This window comes from Labrys sp. Lb11 (assembly GCF_057554225.1).
The window spans coordinates 121,612-145,995 of record NZ_BAAJOT010000001.1 but is presented as its reverse complement, the minus strand read 5'-3'; the positions used below and the strand labels follow the sequence as shown (position 1 = coordinate 145,995).

At 68.5% G+C, this 24,384-nt stretch carries 22 protein-coding genes; 11 read left to right on the top strand and 11 right to left on the bottom strand.

The genetic code is table 11. The annotated features are described in order from the left end of the window. Positions 1-4: 4 nt before the first annotated feature. Both AC27L4_RS00715 and araD1 read right to left on the bottom strand, forming a co-directional pair. Entirely contained in the window at positions 5-1,450 is a 1,446-nt protein-coding gene (locus AC27L4_RS00715) for an MFS transporter (protein ID WP_487140030.1), read from the bottom strand. A 217-nt stretch (positions 1,451-1,667) separates the two neighbouring features. Continuing rightward, positions 1,668-2,666 carry an AraD1 family protein gene (gene araD1 / locus AC27L4_RS00710; RefSeq protein ID WP_487140029.1) on the bottom strand — a complete coding sequence of 333 codons (999 nt, stop codon included), beginning with the start codon at positions 2,664-2,666 and terminating at the stop codon, positions 1,668-1,670. 296 nt (positions 2,667-2,962) lie between these two features. Between araD1 and AC27L4_RS00705 the strand changes: the two genes are divergently transcribed. Next, positions 2,963-4,213 carry a cyclopropane fatty acid synthase gene (locus AC27L4_RS00705; protein WP_487140028.1) on the top strand — a complete coding sequence of 417 codons (1,251 nt, stop codon included), beginning with the start codon at positions 2,963-2,965 and terminating at the stop codon, positions 4,211-4,213. 138 nt (positions 4,214-4,351) lie between these two features. On the opposite strand, the gene AC27L4_RS00700 is transcribed toward AC27L4_RS00705, so the two are convergent. After that, positions 4,352-5,065: an SGNH/GDSL hydrolase family protein gene (locus AC27L4_RS00700; RefSeq protein ID WP_487140027.1), complete on the bottom strand. Its 714-nt coding sequence runs from the start codon at positions 5,063-5,065 to the stop codon at positions 4,352-4,354. 122 nt (positions 5,066-5,187) lie between these two features. Here AC27L4_RS00700 and AC27L4_RS00695 point away from each other — a divergent pair, with 122 nt between their 5' ends. The 3 genes from AC27L4_RS00695 (at position 5,188) to argB (ending at position 9,377) form a co-directional block, all read left to right on the top strand. Then, the gene (locus tag AC27L4_RS00695) at positions 5,188-6,720 is read left to right on the top strand and encodes a bifunctional metallophosphatase/5'-nucleotidase (protein WP_487140026.1); all 1,533 of its coding nucleotides are present in this window, start codon (positions 5,188-5,190) and stop codon (positions 6,718-6,720) included. A gap of 110 nt (positions 6,721-6,830) precedes the next feature. Further along, complete coding sequence (locus AC27L4_RS00690) at positions 6,831-8,324, top strand: MDR family MFS transporter (protein WP_487140025.1); 1,494 nt, start codon at positions 6,831-6,833, stop codon at positions 8,322-8,324. 162 nt (positions 8,325-8,486) lie between these two features. Then, entirely contained in the window at positions 8,487-9,377 is an 891-nt protein-coding gene (gene argB / locus AC27L4_RS00685; protein ID WP_487140024.1) for an acetylglutamate kinase, read from the top strand. Positions 9,378-9,386: 9 nt separating this feature from the next. Here argB and AC27L4_RS00680 read toward each other — a convergent pair whose 3' ends face one another. After that, a complete protein-coding gene (locus AC27L4_RS00680; protein ID WP_487140023.1) occupies positions 9,387-9,770 on the bottom strand; it encodes a hypothetical protein in 384 nt (127 codons plus the stop codon). Between the two features lie 131 nt (positions 9,771-9,901). Between AC27L4_RS00680 and AC27L4_RS00675 the strand changes: the two genes are divergently transcribed. Then, positions 9,902-10,633, top strand: a complete 732-nt coding sequence (locus AC27L4_RS00675) for a pyrimidine 5'-nucleotidase (RefSeq protein ID WP_487140022.1) — start codon at positions 9,902-9,904, stop codon at positions 10,631-10,633. 10 nt (positions 10,634-10,643) lie between these two features. Here the strand turns inward: AC27L4_RS00675 and AC27L4_RS00670 are convergent, their stop codons facing one another. The 4 genes from AC27L4_RS00670 to dnaK form a co-directional block, all read right to left on the bottom strand. Next, on the bottom strand, positions 10,644-11,435 hold the full coding sequence (locus tag AC27L4_RS00670) for a tetratricopeptide repeat protein (protein ID WP_487140021.1): 792 nt from the start codon (positions 11,433-11,435) through the stop codon (positions 10,644-10,646). A gap of 110 nt (positions 11,436-11,545) precedes the next feature. Further along, the gene (locus AC27L4_RS00665) at positions 11,546-12,412 is read right to left on the bottom strand and encodes an SDR family oxidoreductase (RefSeq protein WP_487140020.1); all 867 of its coding nucleotides are present in this window, start codon (positions 12,410-12,412) and stop codon (positions 11,546-11,548) included. After that, a complete protein-coding gene (dnaJ, locus tag AC27L4_RS00660) occupies positions 12,412-13,554 on the bottom strand; it encodes a molecular chaperone DnaJ (protein WP_487140019.1) in 1,143 nt (380 codons plus the stop codon). The genes AC27L4_RS00665 and dnaJ overlap by 1 nt, the downstream gene beginning before the upstream one ends. Before the next feature lie 251 nt (positions 13,555-13,805). Further along, on the bottom strand, positions 13,806-15,710 hold the full coding sequence (gene dnaK / locus AC27L4_RS00655) for a molecular chaperone DnaK (RefSeq protein WP_487140017.1): 1,905 nt from the start codon (positions 15,708-15,710) through the stop codon (positions 13,806-13,808). A gap of 276 nt (positions 15,711-15,986) precedes the next feature. Between dnaK and AC27L4_RS00650 the strand changes: the two genes are divergently transcribed. Continuing rightward, entirely contained in the window at positions 15,987-16,631 is a 645-nt protein-coding gene (locus AC27L4_RS00650; protein ID WP_487140015.1) for an alpha-ketoglutarate-dependent dioxygenase AlkB family protein, read from the top strand. On the opposite strand, the gene AC27L4_RS00645 is transcribed toward AC27L4_RS00650, so the two are convergent. Then, positions 16,588-16,968 carry a methylglyoxal synthase gene (locus tag AC27L4_RS00645; protein ID WP_487140014.1) on the bottom strand — a complete coding sequence of 127 codons (381 nt, stop codon included), beginning with the start codon at positions 16,966-16,968 and terminating at the stop codon, positions 16,588-16,590. The two genes, AC27L4_RS00650 and AC27L4_RS00645, sit on opposite strands and share 44 nt — an antisense overlap. A 189-nt stretch (positions 16,969-17,157) precedes the next feature. Here AC27L4_RS00645 and AC27L4_RS00640 point away from each other — a divergent pair, with 189 nt between their 5' ends. The 5 genes from AC27L4_RS00640 (at position 17,158) to cdd (ending at position 22,381) form a co-directional block, all read left to right on the top strand. Continuing rightward, on the top strand, positions 17,158-18,153 hold the full coding sequence (locus AC27L4_RS00640) for a BMP family lipoprotein (protein WP_487140013.1): 996 nt from the start codon (positions 17,158-17,160) through the stop codon (positions 18,151-18,153). Between the two features lie 212 nt (positions 18,154-18,365). After that, positions 18,366-19,883: an ABC transporter ATP-binding protein gene (locus tag AC27L4_RS00635; protein WP_487140012.1), complete on the top strand. Its 1,518-nt coding sequence runs from the start codon at positions 18,366-18,368 to the stop codon at positions 19,881-19,883. Continuing rightward, the gene (locus tag AC27L4_RS00630) at positions 19,880-20,992 is read left to right on the top strand and encodes an ABC transporter permease (RefSeq protein ID WP_487140011.1); all 1,113 of its coding nucleotides are present in this window, start codon (positions 19,880-19,882) and stop codon (positions 20,990-20,992) included. Before AC27L4_RS00635 ends, AC27L4_RS00630 begins: the two co-directional genes overlap by 4 nt. Position 20,993: 1 nt before the next feature. After that, positions 20,994-21,965: an ABC transporter permease gene (locus AC27L4_RS00625; protein WP_487140010.1), complete on the top strand. Its 972-nt coding sequence runs from the start codon at positions 20,994-20,996 to the stop codon at positions 21,963-21,965. Further along, a complete protein-coding gene (gene cdd, locus AC27L4_RS00620; RefSeq protein WP_487140009.1) occupies positions 21,965-22,381 on the top strand; it encodes a cytidine deaminase in 417 nt (138 codons plus the stop codon). Before AC27L4_RS00625 ends, cdd begins: the two co-directional genes overlap by 1 nt. A gap of 30 nt (positions 22,382-22,411) precedes the next feature. On the opposite strand, the gene AC27L4_RS00615 is transcribed toward cdd, so the two are convergent. Together AC27L4_RS00615 and AC27L4_RS00610 are read right to left on the bottom strand one after the other, a co-directional pair. Continuing rightward, positions 22,412-23,386 carry a type II secretion system F family protein gene (locus AC27L4_RS00615; RefSeq protein ID WP_487140932.1) on the bottom strand — a complete coding sequence of 325 codons (975 nt, stop codon included), beginning with the start codon at positions 23,384-23,386 and terminating at the stop codon, positions 22,412-22,414. Between the two features lie 23 nt (positions 23,387-23,409). Then, positions 23,410-24,384: a type II secretion system F family protein gene (locus AC27L4_RS00610; RefSeq protein WP_487140930.1), complete on the bottom strand. Its 975-nt coding sequence runs from the start codon at positions 24,382-24,384 to the stop codon at positions 23,410-23,412.

Sequence of the window (24,384 nt, the reverse complement as noted above, 5' to 3'; positions counted from 1 at the left end):
ACCGTCACGCCGCCGGCCGCGCCGCCGCATGGCCGCTCATGGCGGCGCCGGCGTCGCGCGGCAGCAGCGCCGAGATCGGCGAGGCGAGCAGCGAGATCGCCGTCACCACCAGGAAGGCGACGGAGAAATCGGCGGCCGTCGGCTGCAGATGGCCGGCAATGCCGCCGGCGGCGCTCAAGGCGAGCGCGCCGACGCAGATGCCGAAGGTCAGCATCAGCTGCTGGAACGTGGTGTAGAAGCTGTTGGCCGAACTGGTCCGGCTCGCCGGGATATCGTCATAGGCCACGGTGTTGAAGGCCGTGAACTGCAGCGACATCGAAAAGCCGGCGGCCACCAGAACGGCGTAGATCGCCGGTACCGGCCACTCCGGCCGGAAGGCGGCGCAGGCGGCATAGAGCGCGCTGGACAGGAGGCTGTTCCAGATCAGCGCGGTGCGAAAGCCGAAGCGCCGGAGGATGCGCGCCGCCGCCCCCTTCATCAGCATGGCGCCGCAGGCCGTGGCGAAGGTCAGCATCCCGCTCGCCGCGGCCGACATGCCGAAGGCGACCTGCATCATCAGCGGCAGCAGGAAGGGCTGGGCGCCCTGGGTGATCCGCGAGAACGACCCGGCCAGCAGGGCAATGCGGAAGGTCGGGATGCGCATCAGCGACATGTCGAGGATCGGCGCGGCGTGGCGGCGCGCATGCAGGACATAGGCTGCGCCGCTGACCAGGCCGACCGCCGCCAGCACCAGGGCCGGCAGTCCCGACTCGCCGCGGCCAACCATCTCGAAGCTGAACAGCAGGCAGGCGAGCGACACGCCGGAAAGGACGAAGCCGAGGCCGTCGAACGGTTCGCGATCACGGCTGCGGCCGTTCTCGATGAAGGCCAGCACGAGGCCGATGCCGACCAGGCCGATCGGAATGTTGATGTAGAAGATCCAGCGCCAGTCGAGATAGGTGACGATGAAGCCGCCGACCGGCGGCCCCAGGATCGGGCCGATCAGCGCCGGCACCAGGAGCCAGCTCATCGCCGAGACCATGTCGCGCTTGTCGACGCTGCGCAGCAGCACCAGCCGGCCGACCGGCAGCATCATCGCCCCGCCGGCGCCCTGCAGCAGCCGGGCGAAGACGAGGATCTGCAGGCTCTGCGCCTGGGCGCACAGGATCGAGCCGAGGGTGAAGACGCCGATGGCGGAGGCAAAGACGGTGCGCGAACCGAACCGGTCCGCCACCTTGCCGCTTGCCGGGATCAGGACGGCGAGGCTGAGCAGATAGGCCGTGAGCGCGATGCTCATATGCTGCGGCGAGACGCCGAAGGAATGCGCCATCGTCGGCAGCGCCGTGGCCAGCACCGTCGCGTCGAGCTGCTCCATGAACATGGCGCTCGCCACGATCAGCGCCACCGCCCGATAACTCGGTCCGGCCGCGAGCGCCGGCCGCGCGGCGGGGTCCAGGATGGCGTCCGACATGGGAAACGACAGGCCTTCACGGCCCCGGACATCGCCCGGGCTGGCTGCGGACGGCCGGCGGTCAGCCGGTCAGGGTGGGTATGTCGGACATATAGCGCCAACCATCGCAGCGGGCCATAGGCATACGGCCGCAAAGGACATCGTTTGCGGCATGGCAGACCGACCGAATGCGCAGGGCTGGCTGCGCTGCCCTGTCACCGACGCAAGCCATCGACCGTCAAAGCACCCTCACCGCCGGCCAGGGCGCGGCGGTGAGGCCGATCGGATTGGCCAGCGGCAGGCCGAAGGGTTCGGCGTCGATCTCGAACACGTCGCCCTGCTGCGTCTTGAAGCCGTCGGAGACGCTCAGCGTCGCCGTGCCGAAATAATGGACGTTGACGTCCCCCGGCCGGCGGAACAGCGCGTACTTGAAATGATGCCCCTCCAGATTGGCCAGCGTGTGCGACATGTTCGCCTCGCCGGTCAGGAATGGCTTCTCCCACACGACGCGGCCGTCGCGGATGATCCTGGAGGTGCCGCGCAGATCCGCCGGCAGGTCGCCGACCAGAAGCTCGGGGCCGAAAGCGGAGGCACGCAGCTTGGAATGGGCGAGGTAGAGATAGTTCTGGCGCTCGGTAACGTGGTCGGAGAACTCGTTGCCGAGGGCGAAGCCGATACGATAGGGCGTGCCGTCCGGGCCGTTGACATAGAGGCCGGCGATCTCCGGCTCCTCGCCGGCATCCAGGGCAAAGGATGGCGACTGCAGGGGCGCGCCGGGCGCGGCGATGGTCGAGCCGTCGCCCTTGTAGAACCATTCGGGCTGCACGCCCTCCCGGCCGGGCTCCGGCCGACCGCCTTCCAGGCCCATGCGGAACATCTTCATCGAATCCGTCAGCTTCGACGGATCGGACAGATCCTTGTGCATCTTGTCGCGGCCCTCGGCGCTGCCGAGATGGGTGAGGCCGGTGCCGGTGACCAGCAGATGCGCGCTGTCGGGATGGTCGACCGGCGGCAGCACCCTCCCCTCCGCCAGTGCCGCCCCGAGGTCGACGGCGGCGCCCAGACCCAGGGCCTCGACGCGCTGGCGCAGGGTCTGGCCCGTCTCGATCGCGCCGAGCGCCAGCGCGCGCACGCTGTCGACACTGGCAACGGTCCGGCAGACCCCGTCGATGGTGGCGGCGACGGCGCGCGCGCCATCGGCGCCGCGAAGCTGGGCAAGACGAAGCTGGGACGACACGACTGCATTCCTCCGACAATTATTCGCCCATCATAGGCACCGGCCGCCGCCGCGCAACCCATACGGCGGCGCCAGCTGCGCCGTTTCTGCAATGCAGCAGCAGAACAGGGCCGCCAGATACGGCTGTCCGGACAGGTCCCGATGAAAATCGTTGCATAGTCGACAGTTTTGATCTTCCATTCGAAGACGGGCCGTATGCGAAGAAGGGCCGTCAGCCAAAGGCCAAAGGAGATGGCTCCGCCCGATGGAGCCCCGCCTTTTCCTGACGACCGCGGCCCGTGACGGGGCATCGCATCATGTTCATTCTTCATTCCTTTCTCGACCGACTCGTTCGAACCGGCAGTCTCACGGTGATCTACGCCGACGGCGTGCGACGTCGTTACGGCGACGGCGCCGCTCCGCGCGCGACGATCCGGCTCAAGGACCGCAGCACCGCCTGGCGACTTGCGATCGACGGGGAGCTCGATCTCGGCGAAGCCTTCATGGACGAGCGCCTGACCATCGAGGAAGGCGACGTCTACGACATGCTTGCCATCTTCATGAGCAATCTGGGCTGGACCCCGGCGGTCGGCCCGCTGGGCGGGATCGTCTGGCGGGCGCGCAAGTGGCTGCGGCGCCTGGCGCAGTACAACCCGGCCGGCGCCTCGCGCCAGAACGTGGCGCATCACTACGACCTGAAGGACGAACTCTTCGACCTGTTCCTTGACCGGGACCGGCAATATTCCTGCGCCTATTTCCCGGGATTCGACGCCAGCCTCGAGGAAGCGCAGGCCCTCAAGAAGCGCCACATCGCCGCCAAGCTCCTGCTCAAGCCGGGCGTCCGGGTGCTCGACATCGGCTCGGGCTGGGGCGGTCTCGGCCTCTACCTGGCCGGCGCGTCCAAGGCCGACGTCACCGGCATCACGCTGTCGCAGGAGCAGCACCGCGTCTCCAACCAGCGGGCGGCGGCGGCCGGCCTCGCCGACCGCGCGCGGTTCGAGATCGAGGATTACCGGCAGGAGTCGCGGCGCTTCGACCGCATCGTCTCGGTCGGCATGTTCGAGCATGTCGGCGTCAACCATTACGACGCCTATTTCCGCAAGGTGGCGGAACTGCTCACCGATGACGGGGTGGCGCTGATCCACTCCATCGGCCGCTCGGACGGCCCCGGCGCCACCAACCCCTGGATCCGCAAATATATCTTCCCCGGCGGCTACTCGCCGGCGCTGTCGGAGGTGCTGCCGGCCGTCGAGCGTGCCGGCCTCATCGTCACCGATGTCGAGGTCCTACGGCTGCACTATGCCGAGACGCTGCGTCACTGGCGCCACCGCTTCAACCAGAACCGCGACCGCATCCGCAAGCTCTACGACGAACGCTTTTGCCGGATGTGGGAGTTCTACCTGGCCGCCTCCGAGGGGGCATTCCGCTGGGGCGGGCACATGGTGTTCCAGATCCAGGTGGCCAAGTCCCTCCATGCCGTGCCGCTGACGCGCGACTACATCACCGAGGCCGAACGCCGCCTGCCGCTCGACCTGGGAGCCCAGCAGACGCAGCAGGCGGCGGAATGAGGCCCGGCCGGACATCGCCGACGGGCGGCGGCGAGCCGGACGGCCGGCGGTCCGCCGGCCCCCTGGCCTGAAGCGGATACCAGGAGGCCCGCGGGCCGCGGTCCGGAGTCCGGAGTCCGGCGGTCCGCCCGGTGGTCCCTATACCAGCGCCGCCCTGACCGGCGCGGCCATGGCCGCGCCGAGCCTGCGCTGGGTCTCGGCCGTGAAATGCACGCCGTCGGCGCCGTCCGTCGCGATGACGCTGCCGGCGTCGAAGAAGCCGACGCCCGCGGCCGCGGCGATGGCGCGATAGGCCTCGGCAAGCCCGAGCGAGCGCTCATAGCCGCCGGCGAACTCCTCGGCCATGGGCGGGGTCATGGCCTTTGCCAAGGGCGGCGGCGCCATCAGCAGCACTTTCGGCGCGGGATAGGCATACCAGCCGCCGCCGAACATCTGGCCGCTGGACTGGACGATGTCGACGAGCTTGCCGGCCCCCAGCGCGATGCGGAAGGCCGAGCGCCCGAACGCCGCCTTGGTGTCGTTGGTCCCCAGCATGATGACCACGAGGTCGAGCGGCAGATGCGCCGCGACCACCGCCGGCAAGGCGGCGCTGCCGTCGAGGCCGGCGCCGGTCAGCCGCGGGACCTGGTGGTCGGGATGGTCGGTCGTGCGGCCGGACAGGGCGTCGACCACCACCTCGCACCCCGCACCCAGGGCCTCCTGCAGGACATAAGGCCATTGCTGCGCCTTCGGGAAGCGCTCGGACGGCAGATCGTCGCCGCGCGGGATATAGCCCCAGCTGTTGGAGTCGCCGAAGACCAGGACGCGCCGCGGCGCCGGTTCGTGGGCAGGGTCGATCGTCGATGCGGCCATGATGGGGCATTCTCCGGACGGATGGGCGCGGCAGACTTGCCCTGCCGCGCCGGCCGGCGCAACCTTCATCCGGCCGCCATGTCCGTCCACCAACATGGGGCGACACCGCAACGGAGACCACCATGTCGAAGTTCTCACGCCGCCAGACGCTGGGTCTGGGCCTCGGCGCGGGTTTTTCCGTCACCATGCTGGCCGGCGGGCAGGAGGCGGCCGAGGCCGCGCCGGCCCAGGTGAGCTTCTCGCTGCTGCTGGTCAACGACATCTACAAGATGTCCGACACCCGGGGACGCGGCGGCTTTCCCAAGCTGGCGGCGGTGGTGAAGGCGGAGCGGGCGCGCGGCGTGCCCATGCTGTTCTGCCATGCCGGCGACTGCTTCTCGCCCTCGCTGATGTCCGGCTTCGACCAGGGCGACCACATCATCGAGCTGACCAACCTGATCAGGCCGGACGTGTTCGTGCCCGGCAACCACGAGTTCGACTTCGGCAAGGACGTCTTCCTCAAGCATATGGGCCACGCGAACTTCCCGTTCTTCGCCGCCAACATGCGCCGGGCCGACGGCACGCCGGTGCCGGGGATGCAGCCGAGCATGCTGGTCGAGCTCGGCCCGGTGAAGGTCGGCGTCGTCGGGCTGGCACTGGCGGCGACGCCGGAGGTGTCGCAATCGGGCGACCTCGTCTTCCTGCCGGAACTCGACACGCTGAAGACCGAGGCGGCGGCCCTGCGCAAGGCCGGCGCCGACATGCTGGTCTGCGTCTCCCACACCGACCGGGCCATGGACTACCAGATCGTGCGCTCGCGCCTGGTCGACGTGCTGCTGACCGGCCACGACCACGACCTCGCCATCGGCTATGACGGCCGGACGGTGATGGTGGAATCCAACGAGGAAGGCAATTTCGTCACCGCCATCGACTTCACCGTCGCCGTCAACGGCGAGGGCAAGGACCGCAAGGTGGCATGGACGCCGAGCTTCCGCGTGCACGACAGCATGACCGTCGATCCCGATCCGGAGGTCAAGGCGGTGGTCGACCGGCTGGAGGCGGAGCTTTCCAAGGAGCTGGACGTCGAGATCGGCGTCACCGCGGTCGAGCTCGACAGCCGCACCGCCAGCGTGCGCTCCCAGGAGACGGCGATGGGCAACCTCGTCGCCGACTCGATTCGCGCGGCCACCGGGGCCGAATGCGCCATCACCAACGGCGGCGGCATCCGCGCCAACAAGGTCTATCCCGCCGGCACCAGGCTGAGACGGCGCGACATCCTGTCCGAGCTGCCCTTCGGCAACACCGGCGTTCTGGTCAGGATCACCGGCGCCGACATCCGCTCCGCCCTGGAGAACGGCGTCTCGCAGCTCGAGAGCCGCGGCGGGCGTTTCCCGCAGGTCTCGGGCATGACGGTCGAGGTCGACTCGAAGGCCGAGCCGGGGTCGCGCATCGGCGCGGTGACGATCGGCGGCGCGCCGCTCGATCCGTCCAGATCCTACACCCTCGCCTCGAACGACTTCATGCTGGCCGGCGGCGACGGCTACACGGCCCTCGGCAAGGGCAAGGTGCTGATCGGCGGCACCGACGGCCGGCTCATGGCCGGCGAGGTGATGAATTTCGTGCGGGCGGAGGGCACGGTGAAGACCGGCATCGAGGGACGCATCGTCATCCGCTGACCGCGACGCAGCGGCGCTTCCATTCCGGGCGGGAATATGATCCCCTGCGTCTCATATTCCACGCCATCCCTTCGACCCTGCCGTCGTGCCGGGCGTTTCGCGCAAATATCATGACCGATCAGCCATCCGCGGCCGCCGTTCCGGCCGCGCTCAGCCATTCCGAGATCCGTTCGATCATCATCGGCATCATGCTCGCCATGCTGCTGGCGGCACTCGACCAGACCATCGTCGCCACGGCCATGCCGACCATCGGAAACGACCTCGGCGACCTGGAACACCTGCCCTGGGTCGTGACGGCCTATCTGCTGACCGCGACAGCCGTGACGCCGCTCTACGGCAAGGTCTCGGACATTGCCGGGCGGCGGCTGACGCTGCTGGTCGCCATCGGCGTCTTCGTCCTGGGCTCCGTCGCCTGCGCCATGGCGCCGACCATGCTCACCCTGATCCTGGCGCGCGCCCTGCAGGGACTGGGCGGCGGCGGCCTGATATCCTTGGCCCAGACCATCATCGCCGACATCGTCTCGCCCAGGGAACGGGCCCGCTACCAGGCCTATTTCGCCTCCGTCTTCGCCTTGTCCAGCGTGGCCGGGCCGGTGCTGGGCGGCTTCTTCGCCGAACACCTGCACTGGTCGGTGATCTTCTGGATCAACCTGCCGCTCGGCGCGATCGCCCTGTGGATGACCAACTCGCTGCTGCGCAAGCTGCCGCGCCACGAGCGGCCGCACCGGCTCGACATCCCGGCCGCCGTGCTGATGGCCGCGGCGACGGTGCTGCTGATGCTGGCGCTCAACTGGGGCGGCATCCGCTATCCCTGGAGCTCGCCGCCGATTCTCGGCCTGTTCGCGGTGTCGGCGATGCTGTGGCTCCTGTTCGCGCTGCGGCTGCGCACGGCGCCCGAACCGCTGATCCCCGCCGAGGTGCTGGCCAATCCGGTGGTGGCCATGGGCACGCTCTCGGCCTGCTTCGGCATGGGCGTGTTCATCGGCCTGACGATCTACATGCCGATCTACCTGGAAGCGGTCGTCGGCCTGACGGCGAGCGAGTCCGGCCTGGCGCTGATCCCGCTGATGATCGGCACCGTCGCCGGCGCCACGACCAGCGGGCGGCTGATGGGCCGGATCACCCACTACAAGCGCCTGCCGACGGTCGGGCTCTGCGTGTCGATCGCCTGCCTCACGATCATGGCGATCATGCCGCGCGGCCTGCCGCTGGCCGTCGTCGAGCTCCTGCTGGCCCTGACCAGCGGCGGCCTCGGCACGCTGCTGCCGGTCAGCACGGTGGCGATCCAGAACGCGGTGATGCCGCACCAGATGGGCACGGCCACCGGAACGATGAACTTCTTTCGCTCGCTCGGCGGCGCGCTGATCGTGGCGGGCTTCGGCGCCATCGTTCTCGGCGGCCTGCCGGCCACGGCCATGCCCGGCCTGTCGATGGAGACGCTCGGCGCCGGCTTCGCTGCCGGAGGCCTCGACATCGCCCTCGTCTTCCGCTGGGTGTTCGCCGCCGCGGCGCTCGGCCTCGCCCTGTCGCTGTGCTGGCTGCTGGCCATGGAGGAGCGCCCGCTCAGGGCCAGCGTGCACGAGGCGAGCGCTGCGGCCGAATAGGCCCGGGTGCCGGAACCTGCGTCATATTCCCGTGCTTCTCATGCCGCAGGCAATGCGCTAAGAGCCTGACCCGTCGATTTTCGGGGCAGGCTCCAAGCCGCGTGCACGGGCCGGCCGCCCGCACACGCCCGCCGAAGCACCAGACCGTTTGGAAGAACCGCCATGAGCCCCGCCGTCAGCGTCCACGACAAGGCCCAGATCCTCTCCGAAGCCCTGCCCCACATGCAGCAGCACGATGACGCGACCATCGTGGTCAAGTATGGCGGCCATGCCATGGGCAACGAGCAGGTGGCGCGCGACTTCGCCCGCGACATCGTCCTCCTGGAGCAGGCCGGCATCAATCCGGTGGTGGTGCATGGCGGCGGCCCGCAGATCTCGGAGATGCTCAAGCGCCTCGGCATCAAGTCGGAATTCGCCGCGGGGCACCGCATCACCGACGCGGCCAGCGTCGAGGTGGTGGAGATGGTGCTGGCCGGCTCGATCAACAAGCAGCTGGTCGGCTTCATCAATGCCCAGGGCGGCCGGGCCGTCGGCCTCAGCGGCAAGGACGGCAATATGGTCATCGCCCGCAAGGCGACGCGCACCGTGATCGATCCGGACTCCAGCATCGAGCGCGTGATCGACCTCGGCTTCGTCGGCGAGCCCGACACGGTCGACACCACCGTGCTCGACCATGTGATCAAGTCCGACATCATCCCCGTCCTGGCGCCGGTGGCGGCCTCGGCCGATGGCGGCACCTTCAACGTCAACGCCGATACTTTCGCCGGGGCGGTGGCGGGCGCGCTGAAGGCGACGCGGCTGCTGCTGCTCACCGACGTGCCGGGCGTGCTCGACAAGTCCGGCCAGCTGATCGAGGAGCTCAATGTCGAGGAAGTGCGCCGGCTGATCGCCGACGGCACGATCTCGGGCGGCATGATCCCGAAGGTGGAGACCTGCATCTACGCCCTGGAGCAGGGCGTCGAGGCGGTGGTCATCCTCGACGGCAAGGTGCAGCATGCCGTGCTGCTGGAACTGCTGACGGATCACGGCGCCGGCACGCTGATCCGCCGCTAGAGTGCAGGCTCAGGCGTGACGCGGGCTCGTCGCCCGCAGGACGATCACGCCGAAGAGCGCGAAGCCCAGCAGCATCGCGGTGCCGCCGGCCGCCGCCAGCGGCTCGCCGAGTTCATGGCCGAGGCCGATCAGGGCGACGCCGGGGATCATCACCACCAGCGCCGCCACGGCCACCAGGAAGTGCAGTTGCGGCAGCCGGCCGGTCGCGGCAGCCGGGAAAGTCCGGTAGAACAGCGCATAGATCGCCATCGACACCCAGCCGAGCAGGTTGAGATGGGCATGGGCGGGCGCCAGGCTGAAGTCCTGGGCCATGCCCATGGCCATGCCCATTCCCATGCCGATGAGGCCGGCGAGAACCGCGATGCGCAGAAAATAGTCCGAAATCCGGGTCATGATGTTTCCGTTCGATGTGTATCCCTGGGCACTGGACTGCGCCGAGCTTTCGGCGCAGCATACGTGCCCAGCTTAAGTCCGTCTTCAGCTGGCTCTGCGATCTCATACGTCCCGGGAGCCTTTCGCCTCAGATGAACCAGTCGGTACAGCCCGGCACTCTTTCGACGGTGTGCGGCTTCGCACATGTCGAGACCTGGGTGTTCGATCTCGACAACACGCTCTACCCCCACCATGCCAATCTGTGGGAGCAGGTCGACAACCGCATCACCACTTGGATCGCCGATTATTTCGGCGTCGACGGCCTGACGGCCCGTGCGCTGCAGAAGCACTATTACAAGCTCTACGGCACGTCGCTGCGCGGGCTGATGATCGACGAGGGCATCTCGCCGGACTATTTCCTCGACTTCGCCCACGATATCGATCATTCGCCGCTCGAGCCCGACCCGTCGCTGGGCCACGCGCTCGCCGCCCTGCCCGGCCGCAAGCTGATCTTCACCTCCGGGTCGCGCAAGCACGCCGAGGCGGTGACGCGGCGGCTCGGCTGCGAGGCGCAGTTCGAGGACGTGTTCGACATCGTCTCGGCCGAATTCGTGCCCAAGCCGGCACAGGCCACCTATGAGCGCTTTCTCGCCCGGCACGGCGTCGACCCGCGCAAGGCGGCGATGTTCGAGGACCTGTCGCGCAACCTGGAGGTGCCGCACGGCCTGGGCATGACCACGGTGCTGGTGGTGCCGCGCGGCAGCCAGGCGGTGGAGCGCGAGGACTGGGAGCTGAACGGCCAGGGCGAGGCGCATGTCCACCACGTCACCGACAATCTGCCGAGCTTCCTGACCGAGCTGCCGGCCCGCTTCCTCAGCCGCTGACGCCGCCCGGTCAGCCGATCCGCTTCGGCTTGCGATCGAGCTGCTTGAGCTTCTGCCAGTTGTTGCTCTGGGCGACCATGCTGCGGATATAGGCGATGTTCTGCGCGGCCTGGTCCGGCGTCAGATCCTGGCTCGCGACCCTTTGCGCCTCGTCGAACTTGCCCTGGAGCGCCAGCACCAGCGCCAGGTTCTGGCGCGCCCGCATGTCCGCGCGCGGATTGGCGTAGGCGCGCCGCAGCACCTGTTCCGCCTGGGGCAGGTTGTTGGACAGGGCGTAGGACAGTCCGAGATTGGACAGCACCGCCGGCTCGTCGGGCACGATCTTCAGGGCAGTGCCGTAATATTCGCGGGCCTGCTCGCCGCGCTCCATCTGGTCCAGCACGGCGCCCTGGGCCATCAGGACGCGCCAGTCCGGCCGGTCCGGCGTGTGGGCGCGCGACAGGACGTCGAGCGCCTGCTCCAGATTGCCGTTGGCGGCGAGGGCGCGGCCATATTCGCCGAGCAGCGTCTTGTTCTTCGGATTGGCGATCGCGGCCGTCTGGACCACGGCGAGGGCCTGGGCGTTCTGCCCGGTCTCGCGCAGCGCCCGGGCGAAGATGACGGCCGCCTTCGGGTCGGACGGATTCTTCTCATAAGCCGGGCGCCACTGGTCGGCGATGCTGCGCCAGCCCTGCTCGGTGCTCGCGGTGGGCATGGCGGCCGGCCTGCCGATCGAGCCGGTGATCGGATTGTCGCTCAATGTCTTGCAGCCGCCGAGCGCCAGGGCAAGGGCAGCGAGGACGGCAAATCTCGAACGGCGCATTCCGGCCCCCCTGGCGGCGGCAAACCGGACGCGACGGCGTCCGGGACATCTGTCCCGGTGATAAGTGGTTAACCTTACTGCTTCGTTAAGGGTGCGTCCCGCGGCGGGCCTCAGCTATCGGCAAGGCAGGCGCGGATGCCCTCGCGATAGGTGGGATAGGCAAGATCGTAACCCAGCTCCCGGCGCAGCCGGCGGTTCGAGACGCGCTTGTTCTCGCCATAGAAGGAGCGGCCCATCGGCGACAGGTCGGCGTCGTCGAAGGCAATCTCCGCCGGCGGCTCCCGGCCGATCAGCCCGGCCGCATAGGTGATCACGTCCTGCGGCGGCGACGGCTCGTCGTCGGCGACGTTGATCAGCGGCCCGACGTCCGGCCGGGCGATGCCGGCCATGATCGCACCGGCGATGTCGTCGACATGGATGCGGTTGAACACCTGGCCGGGCTTGACGATACGCCGCGCCGTGCCCTCGCGCAGGCTGCGCACGGCGTTCTGGCCCGGCCCGTAGATGCCGGCGAGGCGGAAGACCTGCACGGCCTTGTCGGCGCGCGCGCCCAGCCCGATCCAGTCCCGCTCGACCTCCGCCCGGCGGCGGTTGCGCTCGGCGGTCGGGCGAATCGGCGTGTCCTCGTCGATCCAGGCCCCGTCGAAGCCGCCATAGACGCCGACGGTGGAGAGATAGCCGATCCATTCCAGGGCCGGCGCCGCGGCGAGGTCCTGCGAGAGCAGGCGCAGGACGGGATCGCCGGTCGCATCCGGCGGGATGGAGATGAGGATGTGGGTGGCGCCGGCCACGGCCCGGCGCAGGCCCGGCCCGGCCGTCTCGCCGTCGAAGGCGAGCATCTCGATGCCGAGCTCCGCCTGCCGGTCCGCGGCGGCGGCGAAGCTGCGCGCCGTACCGGCAGCCGCGCCGAAGCGGGCGCCGTGCAACGCCACCAGCCGCGAGGCGGAATAGCCCAGGCCGAAGACCAGCAGGCGCATCACTGGCCGCCCAGATCGTCGAAGAAATTCTTCACCTTGGCGAAGAAGCCGGCGCTTTCGGGCTGGGTGTCCTTGGAGGATTCCGTGTCGAACTCGGCCAGGAGCTCGCGCTGGCGCCGGGTGAGGTTCTTCGGCGTCTCGACGAAGACCTGGACATACATGTCGCCGACGTCGCGCGAGCGCAGCACCGGCATGCCCTTGCCCCGCAGGCGGATCTGGCGGCCGGTCTGGGTGCCCTCGTCGATCTTCACCTTGGCCTTGCCGCCGTCGATCGTCGGCACGGTGAACTCGCCGCCCAACGCCGCAATGGTCATGGACACGGGCACGCGGCAGTGCAGGTCGGCGCCGTCACGCTGGAAGAACGGGTGCGGCTGGATCGACAGGAAGATATAGAGATCGCCGGGCGGGCCGCCGCGCGTGCCCGCCTCGCCCTCGTTGGACAGGCGGATGCGGGTGCCGTCCTCGACGCCGGCCGGAATGTTGACCGACAGCGTGCGCTCGCGCGTGACCCGGCCCGCGCCGGCGCAGGAGTTGCAGGGGTCGTCGATGGTCTCGCCGCGGCCGTGGCAGACCGGGCAGGTGCGCTCGATCGAGAAGAAGCCCTGGGTGGCGCGCACCCGGCCATGGCCGCCGCAGGTGGTGCACTGGCGCGGCTTCGAGCCGGGCTTGGCGCCCGAGCCGGAGCAGGCCTCGCAGGTGACGGAGGTCGGGATCTTCACCGTCGCCGTCTTGCCCCTGAAGGCGTCCTCCAGCTCGATCTCCATGTTGTAGCGCAGATCCGCCCCGCGCTCGCGCCCGGCCGAACCGCCGCGCCCGCGACCGCCGCGCCCGGCCAGATCCTCGAAGATGTCGTTGAAGATGTCGGTGAAGGAACTGAAGCCGCCCTCGAAGCCGCCGCGCCCGCCGCCACCGCCGTTCTCGAAGGCGGCATGGCCGAAGCGATCATAGGCGGCGCGCTTCTGGCCGTCCTTGAGGACGTCATAGGCCTCGTTCACCTCCTTGAACTTGGCCTCGGCCTCCTGGCTGCCCGGATTGCGGTCGGGATGGTGCTGCATGGCCAGCTTGCGGAATGCTGCCTTCAGCTCCCCGTCGCTCGCCTCGCGGACAACGCCCAGCACTTCGTAATAGTCGCGTTTCGCCATGGTTCAGACCGGACAGATGGAAAGGCGCGCCGCAATGTCTCCCGCAGAAGACCGGCCGGGGCGGGAAACCGGGTTCCGGCCGCGGCGACGAGACGCCCCCGCCCGGAATGCTCGATGCGCCAGCGTCATCAAAGGCTCATTCCCCTCATCCTGCTCCGCTTCCGGACGGAAGGAGCCCCGCTCGCCATCCCCGCAGGGATGTGCAAAGGCCCTCGCCGTTTCCGGCGAGGGCCGCATGCCTCGTGGCCTGATCAGGCGCGCTTCTTCTTGTCGTCGTCGACTTCCTCGAAGTCGGCGTCGACCACGTCGTCCTGCTTGGCGCCGCCCGCGGCACCGGCGTCGCCGGCGGCCTGATTGGCCTGGTAGAGCGCCTCGCCGAGCTTCATCGAAGCCTGCACCAGCTCGTTGGTGCGGGCCTGGATCGCCTCGACGTCGTCGCCCTCATGCGCGCTCTTCAGCGCGGCGATGGCGCTTTCGACCGTCGACTTGTCCGCGGCGGAGACCTTGTCGCCGAGATCCTTCAGCGACTTCTCCGCCTGGTGGATCGCAGCGTCGGCGTGGTTGCGCGCCTCGACCAGCTCGCGGCGCTTCTTGTCCTCGGCGGCGTTGGCCTGCGCATCCTTGACCATCTTCTCGATGTCGGCATCGCTGAGACCGCCCGAAGCCTGGATGCGGATCTGCTGCTCCTTGCCGGTCGCCTTGTCCTTGGCCGAGACCTGGACGATGCCGTTGGCGTCGATGTCGAAGGTCACCTCCACCTGCGGCACGCCGCGCGGCGCCGGCGGCAGGCCGACCAGGTCGAACTGGCCGAGCGCCTTGTTGTCCGCCGCCATCTCGCGCTCGCCCTGGAAGACGCGAATGGTCACCGCCGTCTGATTGTCCTCGGCCGTCGAGAACACCTGGCTCTTCTTGGTCGGTATCGTGGTGTTGCGGTCGATCAGGCGCGTGAACACGCCGCCCAGCGTCTCGATGCCCAGCGACAGCGGGGTCACGTCGAGCAGCAGGACGTCCTTGACGTCGCCCTGCAGCACGCCGGCCTGCACCGCGGCGCCGATGGCCACGACCTCGTCGGGGTTGACGCCCTTGTGCGGCTCCTTGCCGAAGAACTGCTTCACGATCTCCTGGATCTTGGGCATGCGCGTCATGCCGCCGACGAGCACGACCTCGTCGATCTGGCCGGCCGCCAGGCCCGCATCCTTGAGCGCCTTGCGGCAAGGCTCGACCGTGCGCTGGATCAGGTCATCGACCAGGCTCTCGAGCTTGGCGCGCGACAGCTTCAGCGTCAGATGCTTGGGACCGGTCGCATCCGCCGTGATGTAAGGCAGGTTGATCTCGGTCTGAGCCGTCGAGGACAGCTCGATCTTGGCCTTTTCCGCCGCCTCCTTCAGGCGCTGCAGGGCGAGCTTGTCCTTCTTCAGGTCGATGCCCTGCTCGCGCTTGAACTCGTCCGCCAGGTACTCGACCAGGCGCATGTCGAAGTCCTCGCCGCCGAGGAAGGTGTCGCCGTTGGTCGACTTCACCTCGAACACGCCATCGCCGATCTCCAGGATCGACACGTCGAAGGTGCCGCCGCCGAGGTCATAGACCGCGATGGTGCCGGCCTTCTTCTTGTCGAGGCCATAGGCGAGCGCAGCCGCCGTCGGCTCGTTGATGATGCGCAGAACCTCCAGGCCGGCGATCTTGCCGGCGTCCTTGGTGGCCTGGCGCTGGGCGTCGTTGAAGTAGGCGGGGACGGTGATGACGGCCTGCGTCACCGGCTGGCCGAGATGGGCCTCCGCCGTTTCCTTCATCTTCTGCAAGGTGAAGGCCGAAATCTGAGAGGGCGAATAGGTCTTGCCGTCCGCCTCGACCCAGGCGTCGCCGTTCGAAGCCCGCACGATCTTGTAGGGCACCAGGCCGATGTCCTTCTTGGTCATCGGGTCGTCATAGGTGCGGCCGATCAGGCGCTTGATCGCGAAGAAGGTGCGCTCGGGATTGGTCACCGCCTGGCGCTTGGCCGGCTGGCCGACGAGACGCTCGCCGTCGTCCGTGATGGCGACGATCGACGGCGTGGTGCGCATGCCTTCCGAATTCTCGATGACGCGGGCATTCGCGCCTTCCATGACCGCGACACAGGAATTGGTGGTGCCGAGGTCGATGCCGATAACTTTTGCCATTCGTTCTGTTCCTTCCTTGTCAGCAGACCGACGCGCCCCGAAGCAGCGACGCCGAAGCCGGACCCAACGTTAGGAACCGGCCGGTCCCTATCGGAATTTCCCGCGTTCTCGGCGGGGCTGGCGGGTATATAAGAGGGAGGTTTTGGGGCCGCAAGGCACGATCTGCACGCCGAGCAGGAATGCGTGGATGGTTTTCGCCGGGACCCCGCGCTTTACTCGCGAGAGCTTGCAAAGCACCGGTGCCTGCCGCCCCGTCATCGCCACGCACGAGCCCACATGCAGCTCTTTCCCGCCCGTTTCGACCGCCCCGGCCAGGAGGGGCTGGTGGCGGCGATCCGCGAGGTCGTCCGCATCGCGCCGCTCTACGTGCCGCGCATGCCGCGCACCGGCACGCCGTTCTCGGTGCGGATGACCAATTGCGGCCCGCTCGGCTGGGTGTCCGACGAGGCCGGCTATCGCTACCAGCCGCTCCATCCCGTCACCGGCGTCCCCTGGCCTGCCATTCCCGCGGCCCTGCTCGACCTCTGGGAGGAGGTCGGCGGCTATCCGCATCCCCCGCAGGCCTGTCTCGTCAACTTCTATGCGGCTGAGGCCCGCATGGGCCTGCACCAGGACCGCGACGAGGAGGACTTCGACGCCCCCGTCGTCTCGGTCTCGCTCGGCGACACCTGCCTGTTTCGCATCGGCGGCCCTCGGCGCGGCGACCCCACCCGCTCCCTCCGCCTCGCGTCCGGCGACGTCCTGGTGCTGGGCGGCGACAGCCGCCTCGCCTTCCACGGCGTCGACCGCCTCTACCCCGGCACGTCGACGCTGCTGCGCGACGGCGGGCGAATCAACCTGACGCTGCGCCGGGTGTCGAAGCCGCGCCGGGACGCGGTCAGTCCAGCGAGCGCATCAGCAGCCGTGCCGTCGCCGGGTTGAGGGCCGTCGGAATGTCGTAGACGAGAGCCAGCCGCATCAGCGCCTTGACGTCGACGTCGTGGGGATGGGGCGAGAGCGGATCGACGAAGAAGAACAGGCCGTCGATCCGCTCCTCGGCGATCATGGCTCCGATCTGCTGGTCGCCGCCAAGCGGACCGCTCTTGAGCCGGGTAAGGGTGAGCTCGGGGCAGCGCGCCAGCACCAGCCCGCCGGTCGTGCCGGTGGCGACGAGGTCGAAGCCGGCGAGCCGGGCCCGGTGCTGCATGGCGAAGTCGACCATCTCGTCCTTCTTCTGATCATGGGCGACGAGGCCGAGAGTACGGCGGGGTGCGGTCATGCCTGCGATTCCCTGGAACGTTGCGGTACCGATAGCATCCGGCAGGTCTCGCGGTCATGAGGGGATGACAATCCACATGGGGCGCCGAGACTCCCCCTTCTCAAGCGAGCGCGTGGCGTGCCATGCTGCGGGTGGGGCGCGCATCGGCGATGCCAGCCATCCAGACGAGAACAAGACCAGGAGTGCTCCATGAAATCGATCCTGATGGGTTTGGCGCTGTCGCTGAGCCTGGCCACCGCGGCGCTGGCTGCCGACAAGGGCCCGGCCGTGATCTTTGACATGGGCGGCAAGTTCGACAAATCCTTCAACGAGGCTGCCTTCAACGGCGCCGAGCGCTGGAAGAAGGAAAGCGGCAAGACCTATCGCGAGTTCGAGATCACCAACGCCTCGCAGCGCGAGCAGGCGCTGAGCCGCTTCGCCCGCGACGGCAACAACCCGATCGTCGTGGTCGGCTTCGCCTATGAGGACGCGCTGAAGGCGGTTGCCGCGAAATATCCCAAGACCAGCTTCGCCATCGTCGACACCGTGGTCGACCTGCCCAACGTCGCCTCCTACCTGTTCAAGGAGCAGGAAGGCTCCTATCTCGTCGGCCTGCTGGCGGCCAAGACGACAAAGAGCGGCACGATCGGCTTCGTCGGCGGCATGGACGTCCCGCTGATCCGCAACTTCGCCTGCGGCTACGTGCTCGGCGCCAAGGCCGGCAATCCGTCGATCAAGGTGATCCAGAACATGACCGGCACCACGCCGGCGGCGTGGAACGATCCGGGCCGCGGCTCCGAGCTGGCCAAGGCGCAGATCGCGCAGGGCGCGGACATCGTCTACGCCGCCGCCGGCCAGACGGGCCTTGGCGTGCTGCAGGCCGCGGCCGACTCCGACAAGCTCGGCATCGGCGTCGATTCCAACCAGAACGGGCTCTATCCCGGCAAGATCCTGACCTCGATGGTCAAGCGCGTCGACGAGGCGACCTACCAGGCCTTCACCACCGGCATTGCCGGAACCTTCAAGCCCGGCCTGCACAATCTCGGCCTGAAGGAAGGCGGTGTCGACTATGCCATGGACGACAACAACAAGGCTCTGGTGAGCCCCGAGGCCAAGGCCGCGGTGGAGGCCGCGAAGGCCGACATCATCGCGGGCAAGATCTCCGTCCACAACTACAACACGGACAACAATTGCCCCGAGAAGTGAGGCGCGCCACGGCGCGAAGCACGCAATGACGGTGGGACCGTCCCGTCCGGGCGAAGGAGGAGGCCGCCGCATCGCGCGCGGCAGCCGGTTCCGGGCGGGCGGCTCCCGCGCAGCGATCGGCCGCGAGGGCCCGTGGCCCCCAGGGGGCCGGGCCGAGCCCGACTCGCCGGCGCCCCGGGCCGGCGCCAACTTCCCGGACGGGTCCAGCCCCCATGACAACGGCGATTGAACTTCGCGGCATCGACAAGCGCTTCGGCCCGGTGCACGCCAACAAGGCGATCGACCTCACCGTCGAACGCGGCACCATCCACGGCATCATCGGTGAGAACGGCGCCGGCAAATCGACGCTGATGTCGATCCTCTACGGCTTCTACGAGGCCGATTCCGGCGACATCCTCGTCGGCGGCGAGAAGAAGACCGTCCGCACCTCGCAGGACGCCATCGCGGCCGGCATCGGCATGGTGCACCAGCACTTCATGCTGGTCGATCCCTTCACGGTGCTCGAGAACGTCATGCTCGGCGCCGAGGGCGGCGCCCTTCTCGCCCGCGGCGAGGCGCAGGCGCGCGCCGAGCTGACCCGGCTCGAGACGGCCTACCACCTCGACGTCGACCCGGACGCGGTCGTCGGCGAACTGGCGGTCGGCAGCCAGCAGCGCGTCGAGATCCTCAAGGCGCTCTATCGCGGCGCCGACATCCTGATCCTCGACGAGCCGACCGGGGTGCTGACCCCCGCCGAGGCCGACCAGCTCTTCGAGATCCTCAAGGTGCTGAAAGCGCAGGGCAAGACTGTCCTGCTGATCACCCACAAGCTGCGCGAGATCATGGCGATCACCGACCGGGTCTCGGTCATGCGTCGCGGCGAGATGGTGGCGACGGTCGAGACCGCCCGGACCAATCCGGCCGAACTGGCGGAGCTGATGGTCGGCCGGCGCGTGCTGCTGCGGGTCGACAAGAAGCCGCCCAATCCCGGCCGCACCATGCTGACCGTGGAGAACCTGACCATCCGCGACGAGAAGGGCGTGGCCCGGGTCGAGGACGTCAGCTTCACGGTGCGGGCCGGCGAGATCGTCGGCATCGCCGGCGTCGCCGGCAACGGCCAGTCCGAGGTGCTGGAGGCGATCGCCGGGATCCGCAAGCCGGCCCGGGGCCGCATCCTGATCGCGGGCCGCGACGTCGGCGCCGCAGACCCGGCGCAGATGCGCAAGGCGGGCCTGGCGCATGTGCCTGAGGACCGCCTGCGCATGGGCCTGGTCAAGCCCTTCGCCGCCTATGAAAGCGCGATCCTGGGCTATCACCGCGACGAAGCCTTCGGCCCCGGCCCCTTCCTCGACCAGGGCCGGATGATCGCCGACCTCGCCGCCAAGATGCAGAAATACGACGTCCGGCCGCAGGATCCCCGCCTCAAGACCGCCAACTTCTCCGGCGGCAACGCCCAGAAGATCGTGCTGGCCCGGGAGATCGAGCACGATCCCGGCCTGCTGATCGTCGGCCAGCCGACCCGCGGCGTCGACATCGGCGCCATCGAGTTCATCCATCGCCAGCTCCTGGCCATGCGCGACGCCGGCAAGGCCATCCTGCTCGTCTCGGTGGAACTGGAGGAGGTGATGTCGCTCTCGGACCGGATCCTGGTGATGTGCGCCGGCCGGATATCCGGCGAGTGCCCGGCCGAGCAGGCCGACGAGCAGAGGCTCGGACTGCTGATGGCGGGCGTGACGGAGCAGGCGGCATGACCGGCCCGAATGAATTGCCGCGCTGGGCCGACGTCATCCTGCTGCCGCTGCTCAACGTCACCGCCGCCTTCCTCGCATCCGGCCTGGTGGTGCTGATCATCGGCGAAAACCCGCTGGAGGCGGTGTCGATCCTGATCCAGGGCGCCTTCGGCTATGCGGAAGGCATCGGCTTCACCCTGTTCTACGCCACCAACTTCATCTTCACGGGCCTGGCCGTGGCGGTGGCCTTCCACGCCGGCCTGTTCAACATCGGCGGTGACGGCCAGGCCTATTTCGCCGGCTTCGGCCTGACCCTGGTCTGCCTGGCGCTGCCCGGCGTGCCGTTCCTGGTGGTGCTGCCGCTGGCGATCCTGGCCTCGATGCTGTTCGGCGCGGCCTGGGCCCTCATCCCCGCCTATCTGCAGGCCAGGCGCGGCAGCCACGTCGTGATCACCACGATCATGTTCAACTTCATCGCCTCGGCGCTGATGGTCTATCTCCTGGTCGACGTGCTGAAGCCGGCGGGCAGCATGAACCCGGAATCGGCGCAGTTCCCGCCGAACGCCGTCCTGCCGATGATCCACGACCTGTGGACGCCGTTCGGCTTCGACCTGGAATTCACTCGGCTCAACATTTCCTTCCTGCTGGCCCTCGCCGCCGCCGTGGCGGTCTGGGTCCTGATCTGGAAGACACGGCTCGGCTACGAGATCCGCACCGTCGGCCAGAACCCGGTCGCCGCCGTCTATGCCGGCATCTCGCCGGCGCGCATCACCATCGTCGCCATGCTGCTGTCGGGCGGGATCGCCGGGCTGATGGCGGTCAACGTGCTGATGGGCGACCAGCAGCGGCTGGTGCTCGACTACACCGCCGGCGCCGGCTTCGTCGGCATCGCCGTGGCGCTGATGGGCCGCTCCCACCCGTTCGGCATCGTGCTGGCCTCGATCCTGTTCGGCGCGCTCTACCAGGGCGGCGCGGAGCTCGCCTTCGAGAAGCCGACGATCAACCGTGACATGATCGTGGTGATCCAGGGCATGGTGATCCTGTTCGCCGGCGCGCTGGAGCACATGTTCAAGCCGCAGCTGGCGCTGCTGTTCGCCCGCCCCCGCAAGCTGCAGACCGCGGGGGCCTGAGATGGAGCTCCTCGACCAGATCCCGGTGATCCTCGCCTCGACGGTGCGGCTGTCGGCACCGTTGATCCTGTGCTGCCTCGCCGGCCTCTATTCCGAGCGCTCCGGCGTCGTCGACATCGGCCTGGAGGGCAAGATGCTGGCCGCCGCCTTCGCAGCCGCGGTGGCGGCGGCGAGCTGGGGCTCGGCCTGGCTCGGCCTTGCGGCGGCGGTCGTCGTCTCGGTGGCCTTCTCCCTGATCCATGGCATTTCCGCCATCTCCTATCGCGGCAACCAGATCGTCTCGGGCGTGGCGATCAACATGCTGGCCCTGGGGCTGACGGCGCTGCTCGGCAATGTCTGGTACGGCCAGGGCGGACGCACGCCGAACGTCTCGGGCGCGGCCCGCTTCCAGCCCATCGACCTGCCCCTTGCGGATGCCGTCCGCGACGTCCCGGTGATCGGGGCGGTCTACACGCAGGCGCTCTCCGGCCACAGCATCCTGGTCTATGTCGCGCTGCTCTGCGTGCCGCTGACCGCCTGGGTGGTGTACAAGACGCGCTTCGGCCTTCGCCTGCGCGCGGTCGGCGAGAACCCCGCCGCCGTCGACACGGCTGGCATCTCGGTGGCGTGGCTGCGCTACCGCGCCGTGATCATCTGCGGCGTGCTCTGCGGCCTGGCCGGCGCCTATCTGTCGATCGCCCAGTCCGCCGCCTTCGTGCCCAACATGACCGCCGGCAAGGGCTTCATGGCGCTGGCGGCGCTGATCTTCGCCAAGTGGAAGCCCTGGCCGGCGCTCGGCGCCTGCCTGCTGTTCGGCTTTCTCGACGCCTTCGCCATCCAGATGCAGGGCAAGAGCATGCCCCTTATCGGCGAGGTGCCGGTGCAGTTCATCCTCGCCCTGCCCTATATCCTCACCGTGGTGCTGCTGGCCGGCTTCATCGGCTCGGCCAACCCGCCGAGGGCATCGGGCATCCCCTATGTGAAGGAGCGATGATGACCGGTCTGGACGACCTGTTCGAGACGGCGAAAGCGGTGCGCGAGCGCGCCCACGCCCCCTATTCGCGCTTCAAGGTCGGAGCGGCCATCCGGGCGCGCTCGGGCCGGATCCACGCCGGCTGCAATGTCGAGAACGCCGCCTATCCGGTCGGAGCCTGCGCCGAGGGCGGCGCGATCTCGGCAATGATCGCCGCCGGCGACACGGCCATCGCCGAGATCCTGGTGCTGGGCTGGACCGACGCCAATCCGGACGCCCCCGGCCTGACCACGCCCTGCGGCGGCTGCCGCCAGCGCATTCGCGAATTCGCAGCGCCGGCGACACCGATCCACGTCGCCGGCCCGGACGGCGTTCGGCGCAGCTTCACGCTCGCGGAACTGCTGCCGGAGAGCTTCGGTCCGGAGAACCTGGGCTGAGCTCCTGCCGGGCCTCGGCTCCGCCCGCGGTCATTTCCATCCCATCACCGAAATCATGGCCGGCCCCATGATGATGACGAACAGGACGGGCAGGAAGAAGACGATCATCGGCACGGTCAGCATGGGCGGCAGGGCGGCCGCCTTCTTCTCCGCCTCCATCATGCGCATGTCGCGGTTCTCCTGGGCGAGAACACGCAGGGTGTGGCCGAGCGAGGTACCGTAGCGCTCGGCCTGCACCAGGGCCGTGGTGACGGCCTTGACGCCGTCGAGCCCGGTGCGTCCGGCCAGGTTCTCATAAGCCGCCCGGCGCTCGGGCAGATAGGACAGTTCCGCCGTGGTGACGCTCAGCTCCTCGGCCAGCGGCACGGAGACAGTGGCGACCTCGGCACTGACCTTCCGGAAGGCATGCTCGATCGACATGCCGGACTCGACGCAGATCAGCAACAGGTCCAGCGAATCCGGCCAGGCCCGGCGGATGGAGAGCTGGCGCTTCTGGATGGCGTTGCGTAGGAACAGCTCCGGCGCCTTGATGCCGAGATAGGCGACGCCGATGCAGATGCCGAGCTTGATCATCGGCGGGTAGTGCAGGTTCAGCACCAGGAAGACATAGACCAGGGCCACCACGAACAGCGCCAGCGGCGTCAGCGCCCGGAATGTCAGGAAGGTGAACATCGCCGCCGGCGAGCGATAACCCGCCATCACCAGCCGGCTGCGGGCGTCATCGGTCCCCAACCAGCGCCCGAGGTCGAATTTCTCGACCAGCTGCTTCATGATGGCGTTCGGCGCCTGCCGCAGCGACACGGCCTCGCCGCGGGCGGCGCGCTCGCGTTCGCGTATCCGGATCTTCGAGCGTTCGAGCGCCACGTTGTTCATCCGGCGTGCCAGGCCGTCGTTCTGCAGCAACGGCATGGCGAACGACAGCACCGTCGCGCCCGCGGCGATGGCGATCAGGATCGTGGCCAGCAGGCGCGGGTCGTATATCACCCGCAGGGCGAGGTCGATCAGGTCGTGCAGCATGCTCGTCGGCCTCAGAAATCGAAATTGATCATCTTCTTCATGATCAGGACGCCGCAGGTCATCCAGAAGGCGCTGCAGGCCAGCATGATGGTGCCGACATCCGTCTGCCACAGCAGCGCGATATATTTCGGCGTGGTGAGGTAGACGAGCAGCATGACGATCAGAGGCAGAGAGCCGATGATGGCCGCCGAGGCCTTCGCTTCCGTCGAGACCGCCTTGATCTTGGCCCGCATCTTCTTGCGTTCGCGCAGCACCTTGGAAAGGTTGCCGAGCGCCTCGGAAAGGTTGCCGCCGGCCTTCTGCTGGATGGCGATGACGATGCCGAAGAAATTCGCCTCCGGACATGGCATGCGCTCATAGATGCGCTGGACCGCATCGCCGAGCGGAATGCCGAGCGCCTGGGTCTCGACCACCCGCCGGAACTCGCCCTTGACCGGCTCGGCCGTCTCGCCGGCGACGATGCGTATGCAATCGCCGAGCGGCAACCCGGCCTTGACGCCGCGCACGATCACGTCGAGGGCGTTGGGGAATTGCTCGGCGAAGCCCTTCAGGCGGCTGCGGCAGCGGAACTTGAGATACCAGCGCGGCAGGCCGAGCCCGCCGACCGCGAGAGCGGCCGCCGACGTCGGCAGCGATCGGGTCACGATGAAGGCGAGAAGGCCGAGCAGCGCCGCGCAGACGAGCGAGACCGTGAAGAAGAAGGGCTTCGACCATTCGAGGCCCGCCTGCTCGATCTGGACGGAAAGCGGCGGCGACTTGGCCTTCTTCTGCTTGGCCTCGAGCTCCTTGAGCGATTGCAGCACCTGGTCGCGCTTCGAAACCTCGGCGACGCGGGCGGCGCGCCTGCTGCGCTCCGGTCCCTGGATCGCCTTCTGGCGTTTCTCGGCCCGAACCTGTCCGGAGAGGATCGGAAAGAGAAAGACATAGGCGACTCCCCCTACCGCCACCGCGACCAGGAGGACGAAGGCGAGCATCTGCATGTTCAG

Bases quoted from the DNA above. Each gene is read 5' to 3' on its own strand.
- AC27L4_RS00715 (WP_487140030.1), bottom strand. From the start codon at position 1,450: ATGTCGGACGCCATCCTGGACCCCGCCGCGCGGCCGGCGCTCGCGGCC.
- AC27L4_RS00705 (WP_487140028.1), top strand. From the start codon at position 2,963: ATGTTCATTCTTCATTCCTTTCTCGACCGACTCGTTCGAACCGGCAGT.
- AC27L4_RS00700 (WP_487140027.1), bottom strand. From the start codon at position 5,065: ATGGCCGCATCGACGATCGACCCTGCCCACGAACCGGCGCCGCGGCGC.
- AC27L4_RS00695 (WP_487140026.1), top strand. From the start codon at position 5,188: ATGTCGAAGTTCTCACGCCGCCAGACGCTGGGTCTGGGCCTCGGCGCG.
- AC27L4_RS00690 (WP_487140025.1), top strand. From the start codon at position 6,831: ATGACCGATCAGCCATCCGCGGCCGCCGTTCCGGCCGCGCTCAGCCAT.
- argB (WP_487140024.1), top strand. From the start codon at position 8,487: ATGAGCCCCGCCGTCAGCGTCCACGACAAGGCCCAGATCCTCTCCGAA.
- AC27L4_RS00680 (WP_487140023.1), bottom strand. From the start codon at position 9,770: ATGACCCGGATTTCGGACTATTTTCTGCGCATCGCGGTTCTCGCCGGC.
- AC27L4_RS00675 (WP_487140022.1), top strand. From the start codon at position 9,902: ATGAACCAGTCGGTACAGCCCGGCACTCTTTCGACGGTGTGCGGCTTC.
- AC27L4_RS00670 (WP_487140021.1), bottom strand. From the start codon at position 11,435: ATGCGCCGTTCGAGATTTGCCGTCCTCGCTGCCCTTGCCCTGGCGCTC.
- AC27L4_RS00665 (WP_487140020.1), bottom strand. From the start codon at position 12,412: ATGCGCCTGCTGGTCTTCGGCCTGGGCTATTCCGCCTCGCGGCTGGTG.
- dnaJ (WP_487140019.1), bottom strand. From the start codon at position 13,554: ATGGCGAAACGCGACTATTACGAAGTGCTGGGCGTTGTCCGCGAGGCG.
- dnaK (WP_487140017.1), bottom strand. From the start codon at position 15,710: ATGGCAAAAGTTATCGGCATCGACCTCGGCACCACCAATTCCTGTGTC.
- AC27L4_RS00650 (WP_487140015.1), top strand. From the start codon at position 15,987: ATGCAGCTCTTTCCCGCCCGTTTCGACCGCCCCGGCCAGGAGGGGCTG.
- AC27L4_RS00645 (WP_487140014.1), bottom strand. From the start codon at position 16,968: ATGACCGCACCCCGCCGTACTCTCGGCCTCGTCGCCCATGATCAGAAG.
- AC27L4_RS00640 (WP_487140013.1), top strand. From the start codon at position 17,158: ATGAAATCGATCCTGATGGGTTTGGCGCTGTCGCTGAGCCTGGCCACC.
- AC27L4_RS00635 (WP_487140012.1), top strand. From the start codon at position 18,366: ATGACAACGGCGATTGAACTTCGCGGCATCGACAAGCGCTTCGGCCCG.
- AC27L4_RS00630 (WP_487140011.1), top strand. From the start codon at position 19,880: ATGACCGGCCCGAATGAATTGCCGCGCTGGGCCGACGTCATCCTGCTG.
- AC27L4_RS00625 (WP_487140010.1), top strand. From the start codon at position 20,994: ATGGAGCTCCTCGACCAGATCCCGGTGATCCTCGCCTCGACGGTGCGG.
- cdd (WP_487140009.1), top strand. From the start codon at position 21,965: ATGACCGGTCTGGACGACCTGTTCGAGACGGCGAAAGCGGTGCGCGAG.